Below are 19,538 nucleotides of genomic sequence, written 5' to 3'. Positions count from 1 at the left end.
TTATATACATTAGATGTGTCTGTTATACAATATAGAAATAAATGTATTTATTTATCTTGATTTAAGTTACTCTAAATACATATTTTATTTAATTTCTTTATATAAATATCTATCATTATCAAAAGTTTTATATCCATTTTTATTATAAAACTTTACTAATATATCATAGGGTATATCTCCAGGACAAACCATACCATTTATCCCTACTATTTTATTCATATGATTATATGAATCTGTCTCCATACCATTTTTATACATAATTCTTTTATTAACTTCTTTAATAATATCTTCTAAACTATTTAAAACAAAAGTACCGTGACCTTTCATTTTATCCTTAGATATAAAATCACCTATCTTTACCCAAGAACTATTTCTATCACTCTTTATATAGTCAGGCTTATGACTTGGATATTTCTCATATATAAGATGTAAAACTACACCTTTATCTCTCCAATGTTCACCTTCTGAAGTTAACATATGTACAGTTGCTACTCGTGTCTCTATAAAGTAATCTATATTAAAATAAGTAGCTATCAAATTATTCTCTCTATCTCTAGAAAATTTAAAATACTCGTAGTCTTTAGTTTTAGTAGATGATTCATTTAGTTCATCGTAAAAAGATTTAATATTTTTTATTAAAGATAAATCTTTATTATAGTTTTCTATTTGTTTATATAATTCTATTTGTTTACCTTTTAAATATCTACTTCTTGATTCTATATTTTCTTCACAAGTATTAGATGTTAACCCACAGCTGTAATTAAAATCTAATTCAAGGTCAAATGTGTCTACTATATCAGATTCATAAATATACTCATCTTTAAACAGTAATACTTTAGATAACATATTATTATTTATACATATGTCAATATTAGTTCTATATTGATTCATTTTATTTATACATTGTTTTATAATATTTAACTCTTTATTTATTTCATTTAACTCATATGCTCTGTATTTTCTAAATAGTTTTTTTCATGTACATAAATTTTTAATTCCCATGTTATCCCCCTTCTATTATTTTGTTTATCCAAAAACTAAATCTCCACCTAATATATTTTATTTGGTGGAGATTTATCCCTATTTTTATTCTTCTATAAAATAATCGCTATCTATCTTTTTTATCTCATATATGGTTTCTAAAGAAACTCCAACATTAAAATCAATCATATACTTAGCTAATTGATTTCCATCTATAAGTACAATCTTTTTATTGTTTATATTTTTAGCGTATTCCTTAGCTTCTTTGGTAAAAGTAGATGTAGTTATAAATATACCTTTATTAGCTCCTGGTGTATCTAGTGCTCCTGAAAACTTTTGTATCTCTGGTCTTCCTACTACAGTATCTTTCCATCTTTTTGCTTGTATGTATATACTATCTAATCCTAATCTATCTTCATTTATTATTCCATCAATACCACCGTCACCAGTCTTTTTAGTTGCTCTCCCAGCTTCTTCTCTAGAACCACCATAACCCATCCTTATAAGTAAATCTATAACTAATCTTTCAAAGAAATCAAATGAGCATGTACATATTTTTTCTAGTAGCTCATCTGCTAAAGATATTTTCAACTTTAAAAACGCATCTTCTAGACTTTCTTCTGGAGTTTTGTTTTCATCTATGTCTAAAGCTTTATTTATAGTTGTATTATTTTTATTTGACTTATTTGTAAACTCTAAAAAGCTATCATATCTTTCAAGATCTTTTGATCTAATCTCAGTTGGGTTTTCTTTTAAAAGTTGCTCTCCTAAGTTAGTTATTCTAACCTCTCCTCTTTTAGGAGCTTCTACAAGACCTGCTTTTTTCATATATGTTTTGGACCAGTTTACTCTATTATAAAAAATAGGTGATTTTTTACTTGGTCGAGTTTCTCTTTTCTCTTCTTCTGTAAGGTTACATTGTTTAGCTAATATTTCGTTACATTCTTTGTTTGTATATGTATTTCTATCCGACAATAACTTTAGTAAAGGTAGCATTAGTTCTTCATATGTTGGTATTCCCATTTATATCCTCCAAATTGTATATATTTTAATTCTATATTGGCATCTAAGCCCTGTAAATTTAGGGTTTTTATATTATATAATAAAAATTAGTTTATATATAAAAATAAGCATCAGTTATACTGATACTTATTTTTGATTACGATTTAATCTAAATTAAATTAACAGCAAATTTTTTGCACAAATTTTAAAACTTAAATTATTAGTTTAGTTTTTTCATAGCATTTCTAAATATTTCAAAAATTTTATCTGTATTATTTATAGTATCATTTACTTCATCTTTCAATTCTTTTATTCCATATAGCTGTATTGTTGAGTAATAACTTAAAATTAAATTATACTCATTCATATCCAATAGTTCTAATAACACTATATTGTATTTATCCCATGCTTCTGATTTAAATAAATACTTATTAACTTTATTCAAATCAACATTTTTCTTTTTCAATACAGAGATCATGCTTTTATTATAATTAATCTCATTTTTTATATACTTTATAGCATTCATTTTTTCGAGTCTTTTATCCCAAATTACTCTTTCTTCATTGCTTTTTGATAATTTGTATACCATAAAACTTAATATAGCAGTTACAACTAATTGAATAACATATATAGTGTATATTATTATATCATTTATACCCAAGGTGTTATAGCTCTTTGAGATATCGCCATAATTTTTAATAAAAATTTGTCCTATGAATAAAATACTTATAAATAATCCTATTATTAATGTTATTGCTACTAGAACTACTAATATACCTTTTAAAAATTTTAATTTTTTTTCCATATAATTTTTTACATCTCCTTAACTTAAGATGCTTTACTTTTATTAAACCATGTTCTATTTTTTAACTTTTGTATAAGATTTTCCTTGTCTTTTGTAAATATATCGTCATTACTGTTCAATTCATCTACTAATACTTGAGTTATATTTTCTTTTATTATTTCTTTGCGCTCAGCTATTTCTTTTATCTTAGTTTTATTTATACTGTACTTTAAAAAAGCATATTCACTAATTTCTCCATATAATAAGTCTGTTATATCACCATTTAAATCTTCAAGTTTAATTTTATATGTATCAAAGATCAAATCTTTATTCTCTTTTATCTCTTCGACATTATCAAACTCTTTTACAACTATTCCTGTATCTGGAGATATAATTTCTATCTTCTCACTAATGATCCCCTCTTCAATATATTTATTTACTATTCCCTTTACAGTGCTTTCATTCAAACTAAATCGCTCTACTAGTCTTTCTGGTCTAAACGATTCTATTAAATCTCCATTTATAAATTCTTGTATTTCTTCTGATAGTTTATCCATATTGTCCTTAGATAGTGATTCTCGGTTATTATCATTTATAATATTATCTATGACTAACGATATTATATCTTCACTAACTGATGAAACAAATCTTACTGTATTTGATTTAGTAGATACCTTTATAGTGTATTCTTCATTTCCTTTTTTTATTAAAATATAACCGTTGTCACTACTTAAATACTTATTAAAAACCTTATATACTCCTTGATTTAATACATCCATATCATTGTCATTTGATACACTTATACCAATTTGTTTACATCCTGCTAAAAATGCATATGTAAATGTTAAATTATCATTTGCAAAACTAATAGATTTTATATTTTCTAAAAATGTAATTTCATCTTTATCTATTAAATAATTGTCTAATGCAACTACTAATTCCCCTAGTGCTACAGAATCTTCTTTAGTTAACTCTGATATATCTACAGCTGTATTAGATGATATTTTTTTAAATGTACCATTTATTGATTTAGCAAATAGTTCGATATCTTTATGCTTGGATAATATTTTAATTTCTTCTGATGTAAAGTGTAAGTTTACCTCTAGAAATTTTATTATTTTTAATGCCATCTTATAATCTGATCTAACTTCCACTATATTTTTGTCTATATGATATACGACATCTATAAACCTAGTATCTGTAAATTCAGCACCTCGGTATTTTTTCACGCCTAAATAGCATCTTAATCTTATTAGGTACGTATTTTCTTTTATCTTCAAAGTTGAATATATAGATGTACTTTCATCGCTATCATCAATACTAATTTTATTAAAATTAAATATATTGGACTCCAAATTTTTTATTGTCTCTTCATTACTATTAATCAGTTTAATTTTAAATAATTTAATAGTTGTTTGCCCAGCTAAAACTTTTTCTGATATTATATTATTAGCTATTTGATTATCTTGTAATAGTTCTATATTATTTGATATCCATTCTCTTTTATCTCCTGTAAATTCTTTTAGTTCTTCCATTTCTTTTTCTAACTTTTTTAAATCTGCATTAGTTAAATTATTAAAGTCATCTTTTCTTAAATGCTTGTGATAATCCATTTTTTCCCCCTAATTACTTTATTACCTATAAAATTCAAAAAAAACCATAGTGAATTTTAACAATATTTATAAGTTTTTTCTGATTTCTACACAATTAAATTTATTTCATTTTAAATTATACCATATTTTTCCTACATCTATATATTTTTAAATTAACATTTTATAATTTAATATAAATAAGCCTAGGACTCTTTAATCCTAGACTTATCATAACTTTTGTTTGTTTAATTATTTTAATAAACGAAAGCTATTATTATCATCTAAATTATTACTTCTAAGCTCTCCTCTAAAAGCTTTAGCAAGTATAGATTTTTTAATTACATCTATATTTTTATTGATATTAGTAATTTTTTCAATATTAGCTTCGTTACCTAATACTAGTTCTAGTATACTTACTATTTCTCTTTGTTCTTCAATACTAGGTATAAATATCTCTATATCCTTAATTTGTTGTGCTGATATATTAGGGAATGTAGTTCCTGTCCCAATATTATATATTTCATTTCTCATTGCGTGTATTTTATAATTTATATATCTTTGGTCAACCCCAGATTTAGCTCTTATAGCTGCAACGCCTCTACCTATACAAGCCTCAAATCCAGCTATATTAATTCTTCCTAATGTTGACCCTCTTACACAAAGTAATAAATCTAACTCTTTACACATCTTAGTTGGCTGAGTTGTCCATTTGGATTTTATTGTTTTTGAAAAGTGACTAGGTCCGAATTCAACAGGACCATTAACTAAAGGTACTCCTTTCCCTATGTCATTATAGCTACTTCCCTTAGGGCTTTGTCCCATTATAATATCACATAAATCACTTAGTTTTTTGGTTTTCTTCTCATTACTAACACCATTCTCTTCTCTCCACTTAGCAGTCAACTCACCACTAAAAGCCTTCTCCAAAATAGCAGCCCTTCTCTTCTCAAACCCATTTCTAGCCTCATCTACAAGTTCACGAGCCTTATCAACCTTCTCAAAAAGACTTTCAATCCTCTTAACAATTCTTTCTTGCTCAGCTAAAGGAGGTAGTGGAATTACTATGTTAGACAACTTTTGTGCATTTACACCTGGCTGAGCTATTCCTTTACGTTCCTCCATTATCTGATTCCAATAATCTTGTGTTTTCATAAAATATGACACATATTTTCTATTTATATCTTCACGTAAAGTAAATCTTATCAAGTATGATGCGAACACAGCTTCTACGTCTTCATCGATAATATAATTTTTCCCTGTAGTTGCACCTGTCCTTGCAACTACTATATCCCCTTTATTCAATTTATATTTATCATAATTCTTTTCATATATCGTACAATATGGCACAGTATTCCAGTCTACTCCATTTTCTTTTATATCAGTTATTCTTAAAAACTTTGGTCCTACTTTATCCATAGTTGCGGACTCTGTATATCCATAGTTTATTTTTTCTATTATAAATTTTAATCTAGTCCAACACCAATTCTCAGGTACCTCATAAGGAATCTCCGCCTTAGGCACAAGCATCTCTTCTAACGTCAACTTTTTCTTAGCCATACTACTCACCACCTAAAGCCTTTAATTCCTTAATAACACTCATTAACAAGTCAGTCGCTTCCTCTAATTTTGCTACAGCTTCCTCAGCACTCTCTATAGGATCAGGTAAATCCTCATAATCTAATATACTATCATCCTTAATAAGACCTAAATCAAGGTTATCATTTTTCTCTCTTATATCACTCCTACTTATCTTGTTCCATCTTTCATCTTCTATAGATTCCCTATCTTCAGCTATATAAGCCTTCATAAAATCATCAAAATGACTCTTCTTTAAAGGATTAGTCTTACCAAAGTTTTGCATATTAGTTCTTAAATCATAGAACCAAACATCCTTAGTATTATCCTTCTCCTCAGTTCCTCTAGTAAAGAACAATACATTAGTCTTAACACCTTGTGCATAGAAAATTCCTGTAGGAAGTCTAAGGATTGTATGTAAATTACACTTATCCATTAAGTCCGTTCTTATCTTAGTTCCATCCCCCTCTTGGAAAAGTACGTTATCAGGAAGTACTACTGCACATCTTGCTTTTCCATCTGCTTTAAGCGAACGATATATATGTTGTAAGAAGTTTAACTGCTTATTTGATGTTTGATAAACTAAGTCATCACGAGTAGTTCTCTCTCCACCTTTTTTAGTTCCAAATGGTGGGTTAGATAGTACTACATCATAGTTTTTCATTTGCTTACCTAAGTTAGATAAAGTATCTCCTAAGTATATGTTTCCTTCTATATCATGAAGCATAGCATTCATCATAGCTAGTCTATGAGTATCATGTACTAACTCACATCCTGAGAAAGCTTCACTTCTTTGAAATTCTTGTAAATCTGCTTCTAAACCCCATAAGTCATTTGTTTTTTCTTTTACATGGTGGTCTGCTGCTATCATAAATCCAAATGTACCACATGCAGGGTCATTACATTTCTCCCCTGGTTTCGGATCTATAAGTTCTACCATTATATCTATTAAAACTCTAGGCGTGAAGTATTGACCTGCTCCTGATTTTTTCTCAGATGCGTTCTTTTCAAGTAGTCCCTCGTATAAGTTTCCTAGTCCTTCTTCTTTAGCTGAGTACCAATCTAGATCATCTATACTTTTTATTATTTTTTCTAAGTTTTTAGGCTCTTCTATATTAGTAGAAGCACCGTTGTATATTTCTCTTATTCTTCCATCACATTCTTCTCCTAAGTGTGCAAGAAGTTCTTTATAAAATTTTCTAAGTTCTATTCCAGAACGCTTAGTTAGTTCATCCCATCTATATCCTTCTGGTATATTATCTTCTACGCCTGTTTCTTTTGCCATTTTTAAGAATAAGATATATGTAAGTTCTGTAACGTACTTAGAGATGATAAGTTATCCCATCATCTCTAAGTACGTTACAAAGGTTCCATAGTTTATTTACAATCTCTTGTGTATTCATGTTGTCAATTTCCTTTCTATTTTATTAAATATATAGCTTTAAGTCATGAGCGTATTCATAAGATATCAACTCACCATTATTAGTGTTTAACCATCCACTTTCTTCATGTGATAAGTCAGATATTTTACTACAACTTTTATCACTTAACATATTTATTACTTTGTTTATTACTTCTATTTCACTTTTTGAAAATATATTTAAATTATAGTTATTTTTACTTTTTATTTTAGTTGTTTCACTATAATTATTTTCTTCTATTATTTTTTCAAACTTATCCTCTTCATGAAGTATTAAATCATAATTTTTGTTTTCTATAATGGGTCCATAAGTGTATTTTTCATATCTTAGTCCAGTTATAGATTTTAAACTTTGTTTATAGTTGAAAAAGTCTATATACCATAAATATTTATTTACACTTGTTTTATATAAGTTATCGACTTCGTCTGCAATATATCCTATTAGGTTTTCCACTTTTTCTAGGTCAAATCTTTTAAACCCATTGTATATGCTTGGTTCATGATTTAATCTTGATATTATAAATTCTTTTTCTTTATTATCTTCTACAGAAGTTACACAACTTTGTAGGTTAGTATATGTTTTTTCGCTTATTCTATTGTTTTTGTAAGCATCTTCTACTTTTTCTTTAAAGTAGTTTTCATCTTTTATTATAAGTTTTAGTATATCACTATGACTTTGATTTGCTAAGCTTCCTCTTTCATATCTGTTTATCGTCATTTTTCCCCAATCAAGTATAGCTACTAGTTCTCTTTGAGATATATTATATTTTTCTCTAAAGTTTATAATATCCTTTGGAGTTACAATGCCTGACATAGCTCTGTATCTTTCATACAATCTCTTTAAGTTGTCATTTTCAAGTTCAGATACATATATTCTTTCATTACAGTTATCACACACTGCAATATTTTGTTCTACATCTACGTTATAGCCTTTATATTCATTTATAGTTTCATTTATAATGTGGTATGTAACTTCATCATTACATTCTGGACAAAATACTTTATTCATAATTTCGCCTCCTTTTATATTTCATCTAAGTGAAAAGATATACAAACCAATTTTTCAGGTGGATTATATCTTACTTTTATGTATATTGTTATATATTCATCTAGTTCTAGTTTATATTTAAACTCCCATATATCTCCACTATATTTCGGATTATGGTCCTTGCTTGGTCCTCTAAAATAATTTGATATTTCTAAATCTAAAATGATATCCTTTATATCTTCTTCTACTAATCCATATTCCCTCATAAACTCAACATTTTTATCCCTTGGTGCAAATATTAAATGTCCATTAGCAACACATTTTTTTATTTTTTCTATGTATTGCCTTATCATCTGTTCTTTTATGATTGGTATCTCCTTCTTTCTAACTTTGCCATCTTTTAGAGGCACTTATGTTTATTATTATATTACATTTTGTATATTTTTTATACAGTATATTTTTAAATATATAAAAAGGGACTATAATGCTATGTCCCTTTTGTATTTTTATTAACTTTTATGCTAGTTCATTTTCATCAAACATGTGATCTTTTAGTTTATCTATAACTTCATCTAATTTCTCATCAAATACTTTATTATATCTATTAAAGCCACCTTCTCTTTTAAAGTTACCTATATCAAATGACTCCTTATCTATTATAACTTCTTTTAACATGTATTTCTCTATTTTCTTAAGGTATGATTCTTGAGGCTTTGTAAAGTTAAATTCTTTTTTTACTTTTTTAATAGCATTTTTTACTCTTTCTTCTTTTGATATAAGAGGACTACCTATTGCCTTTTGTCTTATAAAAGCTATTATATCTGCTACTATTTCTTCATTTGTCATATCTTTGTATGCAGCTTTTAAATATTCTTCACTAAATCCAGCATCGTCAAGTATTGCTTTTATAGCTTTTAAATCATTTCTTGTCATTTCCTTTGGCTTTGTACAAAGTATATTAAGAGCAACTATCTGGTTCATATTTTCTTCTATATAATTTTCAAATTCATTTATATAGTCTTTAGGACGTTTTCCTTTTCCATATCCTCTGCTATGCTCTATTAATTCATCATCTTCTTTTGCTATTATTATTAGGTTTGGATCTATTGCTTTTTCATCTAAATAATTTATTAGTTTTTCATTTTTTATAATTGTTTCTATTGCATTTTCTATGCTCATTTCTTTTAGTGATTTTATAAATTCTGCTGGTGATTTATTTTCACTTAAAGATTTAAATACAGCTTCTTCTTTTATAAGTTTTTTCTTTCTTTGTAATTTAGCCACTACTTTGCTTACTATATTCTTTTGAGCATCTATGTTTATATCTTCTTGTAGTTGTTCCCTTAGCTTTTTAAAGCTTTCTTTTGAGTCTACTACTACTGGCTTCATATTTATTACTGGTTCTAGTGCTTCATATAAATTAACACAATCGTATATTTCAAAATGAGTTTTTCCTATTTCATCACATAATCTTGTAGCTCTTCCTAACATTTGTTCATATAATATTCTCGATTTTACTCTTCTCATAAATACTAGCTTATCAATTTTAGATACGTCTATCCCTGTTGTTAGTAAATCTACTGTTACAACTATATTTGGATAAGTTTCATTTTTAAATTGTTTTATAGCTAGTTCAGGATCTTTTAGTTTTCCTGTTATTTTTAATATACTATCATCATCTACTCCACCAAGTAGATCTGTGTATATTTCTTTTAATATCCTAACAATCATATCTGCATGATTATCATTAGTTGCAAATATTAAAGTTTTACCTCCATCATCTGGACTTATATGTTTTGCTACTTCTTTTAGAGCTTCTCTTGTGTGACTTTCTACTATTATTCTTTTGTTAAATGAATCTATTTCAAAGTCAACATCATCTTCAAGTTCTTCCCCATTTATTACTTCTCCTGTTGTTAGGTCATATTTTACTACACTTTGTCCTTTTTTAAGATGTATTCCTTCATCATATAATTTAGTTTTTATAATGTGTGGTGGTTCATGGTCTACTAAGTACCCATCTATTACAGCATTTCTATAAGTATAGCTATATACAGGTGCTCCAAATATTTGTGTTGTATGTAGAGCTGGAGTTGCTGTTAATGCTACTTTAAATGCATCAAAATAATCTATTACTTTTTTATATTTACTTAAGAAGTCTTTTTCGTCTTTATATTCTAGTTCTTCTTCTAGTATTTCTTTGTCTAATATATATCCTCTATGAGCTTCATCGATTACTATAGCATCATAGTCTCCAAATCCCTGGTATTTGGTTTGGATCATCTGAGTACATTATTCTTTTTACCATTGATTGAACTGTCGCTACATGTACTTTTGTTTCTTTATCTATAGTTTTTTCTCCAAGTTTATTTATGTTGTATATTTGATTAAGTGTTTGAAGTTGTTCTATTTTTACTTCTTCGAAAGTTTCACTTGCTTGGTTTCCTAAACTTGTTCTATCTACTAAAAATAGTATTCTTTTAAATCTATTTGTTACTAAAAGTCTATAGATAAGCCCTAGTACTGTTCTTGTTTTACCTGTTCCTGTTGCCATAGTTATAAGAGCGGATTCTTTGCCTTCTTTTATTGCTTTTTCTACTGCTTTTATAGCATCTACTTGATAATATCTAAGTCCGACTCCTTGCGGGTCTTGTAAAAAATCAAAAGATAATTCATCTAGATTTTTATTTGCTTTTTCTAGATCTTTTTCTAATAATTCTTGTAAGTTATTTGGTGTGTACCAATTTTGAAGTACTTTTGGGTTATTTGTACTTTTTCTACAGTCTAGGAAATATACTCCACTTTTTTCTTTTATCTCTTCTATATATTTTCTTCCGTTTGTTGAAAATAGAAATGGAACGTTGTATTTTTCCCACTTACCTACTACATAGTCTTGATGTTCTTCTTTTACACCTTTTGCATAGTTTTTACTTTCTATTATATGACTTGATACGTCTTTAGAGTATTTTTTAGCTTCTATAAATCCTACTAATTTTTCTCCTATAAATAGTGCATAGTCAACAAATACACCTTTGCTATCTTTTGATAAAGTAGGCCATTCTGCTATAGCTATATTTATTCCTTTTTTAGGTCTAGTTCCTTTAGAGTATCTTAAGTTATTTGTATCTGCTTCCCATCCAGCATTTTTTAATTGTTCATCTATTAGTACTCTAGTTTCTGCTTCACTAAGTTTCATATTTTTAGCAGCTCTTTTTAAACGCTCTTTTCTTATTTTGGATTCTTCTGGATTTTGTGCTTTTAGACTTTCTAACTCTGCTTCTACTGATGCTAATTTCTGTTTATATTCTTCTTCTAGTTTTTGCATATCTTCTTGATTGTCATATTCTTTTGGCATTACAAACCCCGTTGGTTCAAAATACCAATCTCCATAAATTTGCATAAACCAAGTTGCAAGATTATATGCTAATTGTAAATTTATTTTTGCTTCTTCTACATTTTCATAACCTTCATGTGCTGCTGGATTTCTTTTTTTTATTAATATATGTAGTATGTTTTCTATTTCTTCTGGTAATAGATCTTCTTTTTTAGAAGTTTTATTTTATTCATTTGACTTCTATCACTGTATAAGTTAACTTCGTTTACGTCTTCTAGTTTTAAAATGTAGTTTACTATGTTTTCACCAAATATCCCTAGTTTGATGAAAGTTGTATTTGAGTCTTGATATATATTTTTCAGCAAACTCGCCAAGTTTAGCAAGCTCTGGCCATTTATTATTTTAAAATTCAAAGTTACTTATTTCAATCACCCCTAATTATAGTTATCTTAAATAATATTATATTATAATTCTATAATTTAGTAAATTTTTCTAATTTAATATACTATAAGATACAAATAAAATTAGTGACTAAAATAGTATTTTAGTCACTAATTTTATTTATATTTATTTAAAAATCTAAGACTTATTACATAAAAGTCTATATTCTCCATCTTTATAAACTTCTCCAATATACTCTATTCCTGTTCCTTCTTCTCCTGTATTTGGATTATATATAATTTCTAATCTAATGCTACATATTAATCTTATTGTAATTCTTTAGTATACATGAGTTTGAGGTTATATAGCAATCTGACGAAACGTTAAAGCCGCGCCCTTCAGGCTTTAGTGCAGGAAGATGCTATATAACCTCAAACTCTCCAGCCAACCCTTAATCTATACTTGAAAATTTATCCACCTCAAACCATCCCTTACTCTTCGCTACTATATTAACAGGAAACTTCTTAATCTGCATATTAAAACTTGGAGCAAAAACTGTATTATATTCATCCATTAGACTATCTATCAAATTATTAAGACCTTCTATATCCATCATCGCCTGAGTAATTCCTACATCCTTTTTCATATCTTCATCTTTATTATAAATATCTATCATATTATCTATTTCCACATTCAACATATCTATCTGCTTTACATAATCATTTAATTTACTTTCATCTGTATAATCTTCTTTTTCCATTTTTTCAATTATTTTATCTACCTGTATAGTATTCTCTTTATCTTGAACACGCAACAACGCTTCTTTATCCATTATTGTATTATCTTTTATATTATATATTACCGATGAAACTGATACATATTCATTATCAGCCTTATTTATTGGTCCATACAACAAAGTTCCTATTATTCCTATTCCTATTAGCCCTACTATTGATGCTATAATCATTCTATTTTTTTTCATAATTAAACTCTCCTTATTTTTCATTTAAATATCCTACACTTATATATTCGTTTTATCTTATATACTATCTATCATTTTTAATTTAATTTTTATCCTTGTATTGCTTTTATTGGATCTAAATTTGCAGCCTTTAATGCTGGTATAGCTCCAAATATTGCCCCCGTTAATATAGACACCACTAACGCCTTTACATATACTCCTGCACTTGGAATAGCCGGTATCCCAATATATGGCCCTACTTGATAAGCTGCTATTGTACCTACAATCATTCCTAATATACCACCTAATATTGTTATTACTATTGTTTCTATTAAAAACTGTAATAATATATCTCTTGGCTCAGCACCTATAGCTCTTCTTATTCCAATCTCTCTTTTTCTTTCAGCTACAGACATATACATTATGTTCATTATACCTATACCACCTATCATAAGAGATACATTAGATAATATTGTTGTAAATCTATTTATAATATTTTGCATATGTATAAGTTCAAATGCTCCTGATTCATCTCCTGTTAAAATATACTCCCCACTATCTTCAGATTTACCTTCCTTGATTTTATCTAAAGCATCAAAGCCAATTTCATCTTTATCATATCCTTTTTTAGCCAGTATTTCTAATCCTGTTATAGGTCCACCAAAAGACCTTTTATTTTCTAATTCATTAAGTGCTTTTTTAGGTAAATAACTTTCTAGTTCTATATAACTGCCTTCATTATTATCATTTTGTTTTACTTCCTTTAAAACTCCAATTACTTCAAAATATTCTCCATCAACATTTATACTTTTACCTATAGCATTTTGAGGTACTTCATTTCCTAAATCGTAAGCTACACTATAATCTATTACTATTGTTTTTCTATCTAAATCTTCTATTGAAAAACTTCTTCCATAAGCTATATCAATTTTACTACCTTTTTTATACTCTATAGTTTTAATAAATTTATAATTACCATTTAAATATATATTCGCTCCATAGCCACCGCCAGTATTATCCCCATATTTAGGTGTAACCCTTTCTATTGAATTCATTCCAGATAACACACCTATATCTTCTTGTGTAAATGGTTCATAAAATGATGGGTCTAAGTTACTCTCATGATTAGGATAAAAAGATATAACACTTTTTCTAAATTCTTCTTTACCACTAGTTTTCTTACCTTGATGTTCTATCCCATTTCCTATGCTAGATACTACAACAACTGAGGTAATACCTAAAACTATCCATATCATTGCAACAATTACACGTAGCTTATTTGTTTTTATATTTTCTAAAGCATTTTTTATAATTACAATCATAGTTACACCTCCTCTATTACTACACCATTTCTAAGTCTAATTACCTGAGTTGCATATTTTAAAAGATCTGGTTCATGTGTAACCATTATTATTGTTTTTCCTTTTTCATTTAAATCTTTTAATAGCTCCATTATGTCCCTACTTGTATCTGTATCTAATGCCCCTGTTGGTTCATCTGCAAATATAATATCGGGGTCATTTACAAGTGCTCTTGCTATTGTGATTCTTTGCTGCTGTCCACCTGATAATTCTAATGGCTTTTGATGTATCTTATCTAACAACCCAACCATTTTAAGCCTTTCCTTTATTCGCTTATCTTTTTCTTCCTTAGAATATTTATCATTGTATATCATAGGAAGTTCTATATTTTTGTATATATCTAAGGTTGGTATTAAATTAAACTGTTGAAATACAAATCCTATGTTAGTATTTCTAAATCTTGAACGCTGTTTCTCATCTAAATTTGTTACATCGTCACCTTTATATAAATAATTTCCTTCATCAAATTTATCTAAAAACCCAAGTATATTTAAAAGAGTTGTTTTACCACTTCCAGATTGACCAACAATCATTAAAAAATCACCTTTTTTTATTTTCAAATCAATAGATTTTAATACATGTAACCTATCTCGTCCCATTGGATAATATTTTTGTATATTTTTAAGTTCTATTATATTTTCAGTCAAATTTCTATCCTCACCTTTTCTTTTATTGATCTCTTCCTGTATAGACCTTTTCTCCCTCTTTAACATTGCTGTTTAGCGCATCTTTTATTATTTCATCATTTTCACTTATGCCTTTTTCAACTAGGAAATAATCATTTTTCTTTTCTTTTACATTTACTTCTACTTTTTTTACTATATTATTTTTAACTTTATATACGTAGTATTTATCTCCCTCTTGTAATACTGATATATTTGGTATTTTTTTATCATCAGAACCACTAAGTGCCACGATTTGAACATTTAACCCATTTTTTAAATTTGCTTGATTTTCTATGCTCATATTCACTTCATATTTAGTCATTCCAGCATCAGCTCCCATGCCTTGATCTGCCTCTTCACCTTCATATGGTCTATCTCCTATATTTGTTATTAACCCACTATACTTATCATTAGTAGCCATAACATTTATTTCTACCCCTTGGTCTAATCTTATCTTGTATGAATCTCTTTCATTTACCTGTCCTTTTACATATAGGTCTATTGTCTCTAATGTCATTAAAGATTGATTTTCATCCACACTTTCGTTTAAATATACTTTCCCACTAAATGGGGCATATACTGTTGAGTATGCTGTTTTATTAAGTTGGTTAACTTGATTATTTAATTGTTTTATTTCTGTGTCTATAGCCAACTTAGTTTCTTCATCAGGTGCATTTGATTTTTCTTTAATCTTTGCTGATATTTCTAATTTTAATGATTCTATTTCTTTTATTTGACTACTATTTTTACATGTAAAAAGTGGTGATCCTTTTTCTACATAGGAGTTATTTTCAACCTTTATTTGGCTTAATTCCCCTTGTTCTGAATTTATAGATATTTTCTGTGACTTTACTGGCAATAGTTTACCGTTCATAAATATTTTTTCTCTTCCAGGTACTTGATATAAATCTACTGTACTGGCTTCTATTCTTTGACGTTTATTCTCTTTGCTAAATTGTATGTATCCATATCCTCCACCTAATAATAAAGCTATTGATGTAACTACTACTATTACCTTTTGATTCTTATTTAACTTAATTTTGCTTTTTATTTTCATTATTTATTTCCTCCAACCGTTCATCTTAATTATTGTTAATTTGTATCTTATACTTATTAATTCGAAAGAGAATATGCTTTATCTATCACTTTTTATAAAAAATTATAAAAAAAATAAGATTACTTTTCAGTAATCTTATTTTTTGCTATTTATATTTGTATATTTTCTAGAATAAACTAATTAGTTTGTCTATCTAAATCAATTTTTATATCTTTTTCTATTTCTTCTAATTTAGGTTCTATTTTTTTTCCATTTTCAACAAAAGTTCTTTTGTATGCAGTAAGTGTAATATACTTAGCTGATTTATCAATTTTATTGTCTTCTAAATTTGCTATAAGCTGACCTTTGTTATTTGTACCATGATAAATATCAAATTCTATTTCATTTCCTAAATCATCTTTCCCTTTTAATAAAAAATCTACTTGATTATTAAAAGCTTTATCATTTTGGGTAAATAGTATTTTTTGAGTTAATGGAGTGTAAACAAATTTTTCTAAAGTTATTTTTTCACCATTACCAAAATCTATTACTTTGTTTATATCTATATTTTTGATGTCTTTATTGATTTTACTAGTATCAAAGTTAAATTCAAATACAAATGGACCTTTTGTAAACTCTTGTTCTATCATTTTATTTTTTTCCTCTTTGTATCTACCTACACCATCAAATTCTAATTTCACATCTATTGTTCCTTTGTATTTACTAGTATCTAATCTAAAGAACATAACTTCATCCATATTATTTTTGCTTACTTGTCCCAAGCTAGAAGAGAATGATGCATCTACAAATTCTCCATTTATATAAAGTTTCGGAGCTTTTTCTCTCCAAAGATTTTCATTTTTCCCTATATTTTTTTCACTTATTGTTGTTAAAGATACTATAAGTTCATCATCATTTAATATAGCCTCATTTAATCTTAACGTTATGTCTCCTTTAGTTACTGATTTATTGATAACCTTAATATATTGCTCTTCTTCTGTATTAATACCCACTGCCGATTTTATATCAAATACCAAATCTGATATTATCTTAGATGCATATGTTCCAACAGGTGTAAATGTTATAATTCCTAAACTTACCACTGCTACTGAAGCTACTGATATATATTTTTTATAGTTATTATTTTTTTTACCTATAGATTGTTTAAATTTTTTCTTTATCTTCATTTTTTCTATATCATTAAAATCTTCTCTTTCATATTCATTTAAATCTACTTCAATGTCATTTAGCATATCATATATGTTTTTATCATCATTATTTTTCATAATTATTCACTACCTTCCTCCAAGTTTGAATATATCCCTTAACTTCTTCTTACCTCTTGATACTCGATTATAAATCAAATCTCTGTGCATTCCAGTTTCTTCACTTATAGTATCAATGTCCTTTTCTTCTACATATAGTTTTAGGAATAATTCTCTATCTCTTTCTTTAAGTTGATTTAACATATTTTCTAATTCTGAGCTAATTTCATTTTCTATTAGTTCTTTGTGGGAATTATCTTCTGTTTTGATTTCCACATTATCAATAGTTTCATTTTGTAAGTCTTTTAAGTACTTCCTTCTATAATCAATAGTTTTATACTTGGCTATACATGCTACCCAGTTTTTAAATGTACTTTTTTCTTCATCAAAGCGGTCTATATTGTTCCATATCCCTAGAAGAATATCATTTATACATTCATCCTGATACATTTCTAAGTTATACAAGTTTTTCTTAACAATGGATTTAATTATCCATCCATAATGATCTAATACATATTCTAAAGCCTTATCATTTTTTTGCTTAAGTTTTAGAATAAAATTATCTTCAGTTACTTTCATTTTATTTCCTCCAATAGGCCTATTGTCTTAAATTTTATTCTCATATATTAATTCGAAGCACCTATATCAATATCTATCAAATTTTTAAATTTTTTATATTTTACTTTTTCTTACCTTTGTAAATAACTTTATTATCATACCCTTAAAATGTATTGATTAAAATATAAATTAAACAATAAAAAATAAGAGTTATATATATTTTAAAATATATAACTCTTATTTTTTATTAAAATTCTATAATACTATCCAATGATAGATACTTTCTTATTTGTTGCATCAAGTTCAATAATACATCCAATAGGTAGAGTTATCATCGGGTGTGTATGACAACAATCAAACTCAGCTAAAAACGGAATTTTTTTATCACCTAACACTTCCAATAATATTTCATATGGTTTTCTACCTGTTTTACAATCATTGAATAATTCATGTTTACCTAAAATAATTCCTGAAACTTTTTCAAATACTCCACTTAACTTTAACAACGAAAAACTTCTCTCTATATTTGCACAATCTTTTAAAGAATCCTCAATAAACAGTATATCTCCTTCTTTTATTTCAGGCATATATTCAGTATTCCATATACCCGTCATAGTATTTAAATTCCCTCCAATTAGCCTACCTTTTACTTTTCCATCATAAACTGTAATTAACTCATTATCTACACCTTGTTTTTCTCTATCCTGTTTTTCCCAATCTATATACTCATCTGTCCAAAACTCTGGGTTTTTAATTTCATGAGGTAAACTAATTTCATTTACTAATATATCTTCAAAATATTTATATGTCATATCTACAAAAGGTTCCAATTCTCCAAATGAAGCTACCAGTGCTGGTCCATAGTAAGTTGAAATACCTGTTTTAGCATAAATTCCTAATAATATAGCTGTAACATCTGAGTAACCTATTATAGGTTTTGGATTTTTTTTAAATGCTTCATAATCTATATATGGAAGTATTGAATTTGAATTCATCCCTCCAATAGTAGACATTATACACGCTACATCTGGATTTTTTATTAAACTATTTAGCTCTTCAGCTCTTTCTTTAATGCTTCCAGACCTATAAAAATCACTCTTTCCAGTTAAGTTTCCTTCTACAATTTTAAATCCTTTGTTTTCTAAATATGTAATACCTCTTTTAAATCTCTTTGGTGTAAAAGCTGTTATAGGTGTTGATGGTGAAAATATACCTATAGAATCACCTTTTTTTAACTTAAACTTATTTTCCATAATATTACATCCCATCTAATTTTTTAATTTTTATCCTACCACAAACGTTTAAAACAAGTCAATATATTCTTTTAAAGTTCCAACTAAAAAGTCTGTTTTCATTATAGATATTATTAATCTCTAGTTATCATATAATTAAATTAATAATTACTATATAATTATTAATTATTTTGAGTTGAGGTGAGTTAATGGATAATATCAAGGTAATATTTTTCGATATGGGAAATACATTATTACATTTTCATAAATTAAAATCAGATATGGAAAAAAATACTCAAGGATTAATATATCTAACAGAGTATTTAAATAAATTTAATAATAATATAAATTTAAAAGATGTAGAAGAAAATTTTTTTGAAGTTTGGATGGATAAAATTAAAGA

18 protein-coding genes are annotated in these 19,538 nt (G+C 27.1%); 1 reads left to right on the top strand and 17 read right to left on the bottom strand.

Going from position 1 to position 19,538, the window contains the following annotated elements; genetic code table 11:
* Positions 1-84: 84 nt before the first annotated feature.
* From ACRCYC_RS06555 to ACRCYC_RS06475, 17 genes are all read right to left on the bottom strand, one after another.
* Complete coding sequence (locus tag ACRCYC_RS06555; protein ID WP_438618320.1) at positions 85-891, bottom strand: hypothetical protein; 807 nt, start codon at positions 889-891, stop codon at positions 85-87.
* 195 nt (positions 892-1,086) lie between these two features.
* A complete protein-coding gene (locus tag ACRCYC_RS06550; protein WP_438618318.1) occupies positions 1,087-2,004 on the bottom strand; it encodes a restriction endonuclease in 918 nt (305 codons plus the stop codon).
* A gap of 199 nt (positions 2,005-2,203) precedes the next feature.
* A complete protein-coding gene (locus ACRCYC_RS06545; RefSeq protein WP_438618317.1) occupies positions 2,204-2,788 on the bottom strand; it encodes a hypothetical protein in 585 nt (194 codons plus the stop codon).
* A 23-nt stretch (positions 2,789-2,811) separates the two neighbouring features.
* The gene (locus ACRCYC_RS06540) at positions 2,812-4,380 is read right to left on the bottom strand and encodes a hypothetical protein (protein ID WP_438618316.1); all 1,569 of its coding nucleotides are present in this window, start codon (positions 4,378-4,380) and stop codon (positions 2,812-2,814) included.
* A 228-nt stretch (positions 4,381-4,608) separates the two neighbouring features.
* Positions 4,609-5,916: a restriction endonuclease subunit S gene (locus ACRCYC_RS06535; RefSeq protein WP_438618315.1), complete on the bottom strand. Its 1,308-nt coding sequence runs from the start codon at positions 5,914-5,916 to the stop codon at positions 4,609-4,611.
* Between the two features lies 1 nt (position 5,917).
* Positions 5,918-7,219, bottom strand: a complete 1,302-nt coding sequence (locus ACRCYC_RS06530; RefSeq protein ID WP_438618314.1) for an HsdM family class I SAM-dependent methyltransferase — start codon at positions 7,217-7,219, stop codon at positions 5,918-5,920.
* Positions 7,220-7,361: 142 nt separating this feature from the next.
* Positions 7,362-8,363 (bottom strand): type II TA system antitoxin MqsA family protein, encoded by a 1,002-nt coding sequence (locus ACRCYC_RS06525; protein ID WP_438618313.1) that lies wholly within the window; start codon positions 8,361-8,363, stop codon positions 7,362-7,364.
* Between the two features lie 14 nt (positions 8,364-8,377).
* Entirely contained in the window at positions 8,378-8,752 is a 375-nt protein-coding gene (locus ACRCYC_RS06520; RefSeq protein ID WP_438618312.1) for a type II toxin-antitoxin system MqsR family toxin, read from the bottom strand.
* 106 nt (positions 8,753-8,858) lie between these two features.
* Positions 8,859-10,625: a type I restriction-modification system endonuclease gene (hsdR, locus tag ACRCYC_RS06515; protein ID WP_438618311.1), complete on the bottom strand. Its 1,767-nt coding sequence runs from the start codon at positions 10,623-10,625 to the stop codon at positions 8,859-8,861.
* Complete coding sequence (locus ACRCYC_RS06510; protein ID WP_438618310.1) at positions 10,588-11,742, bottom strand: DEAD/DEAH box helicase family protein; 1,155 nt, start codon at positions 11,740-11,742, stop codon at positions 10,588-10,590. The genes hsdR and ACRCYC_RS06510 overlap by 38 nt, the downstream gene beginning before the upstream one ends.
* Before the next feature lie 766 nt (positions 11,743-12,508).
* Positions 12,509-13,039 (bottom strand): LemA family protein, encoded by a 531-nt coding sequence (locus tag ACRCYC_RS06505; RefSeq protein ID WP_438618309.1) that lies wholly within the window; start codon positions 13,037-13,039, stop codon positions 12,509-12,511.
* Positions 13,040-13,128: 89 nt separating this feature from the next.
* The gene (locus ACRCYC_RS06500; RefSeq protein ID WP_438618308.1) at positions 13,129-14,340 is read right to left on the bottom strand and encodes an ABC transporter permease; all 1,212 of its coding nucleotides are present in this window, start codon (positions 14,338-14,340) and stop codon (positions 13,129-13,131) included.
* 2 nt (positions 14,341-14,342) lie between these two features.
* Positions 14,343-15,026, bottom strand: coding sequence for an ABC transporter ATP-binding protein (locus ACRCYC_RS06495; RefSeq protein ID WP_438618307.1), 684 nt, complete (start codon positions 15,024-15,026; stop codon positions 14,343-14,345).
* Between the two features lie 22 nt (positions 15,027-15,048).
* Positions 15,049-16,101 (bottom strand): efflux RND transporter periplasmic adaptor subunit, encoded by a 1,053-nt coding sequence (locus ACRCYC_RS06490; protein WP_438618306.1) that lies wholly within the window; start codon positions 16,099-16,101, stop codon positions 15,049-15,051.
* A 176-nt stretch (positions 16,102-16,277) separates the two neighbouring features.
* On the bottom strand, positions 16,278-17,366 hold the full coding sequence (locus tag ACRCYC_RS06485; RefSeq protein ID WP_438618305.1) for a DUF4179 domain-containing protein: 1,089 nt from the start codon (positions 17,364-17,366) through the stop codon (positions 16,278-16,280).
* Positions 17,367-17,375: 9 nt separating this feature from the next.
* Positions 17,376-17,924, bottom strand: a complete 549-nt coding sequence (locus tag ACRCYC_RS06480) for a sigma-70 family RNA polymerase sigma factor (RefSeq protein WP_438618304.1) — start codon at positions 17,922-17,924, stop codon at positions 17,376-17,378.
* A gap of 242 nt (positions 17,925-18,166) precedes the next feature.
* On the bottom strand, positions 18,167-19,156 hold the full coding sequence (locus tag ACRCYC_RS06475; RefSeq protein ID WP_438618303.1) for a S66 family peptidase: 990 nt from the start codon (positions 19,154-19,156) through the stop codon (positions 18,167-18,169).
* A gap of 188 nt (positions 19,157-19,344) precedes the next feature.
* Here ACRCYC_RS06475 and ACRCYC_RS06470 point away from each other — a divergent pair.
* A partial coding sequence (locus ACRCYC_RS06470; protein WP_438618302.1) for a hypothetical protein occupies positions 19,345-19,538 on the top strand: 194 nt, incomplete at its 3' end.

The sequence above is a fragment of the Paraclostridium sp. genome, assembly GCF_051657365.1.
GTDB lineage: Bacteria > Bacillota > Clostridia > Peptostreptococcales > Peptostreptococcaceae > Paraclostridium.
This window is presented reverse-complemented; position numbering and strand designations above follow the sequence as displayed.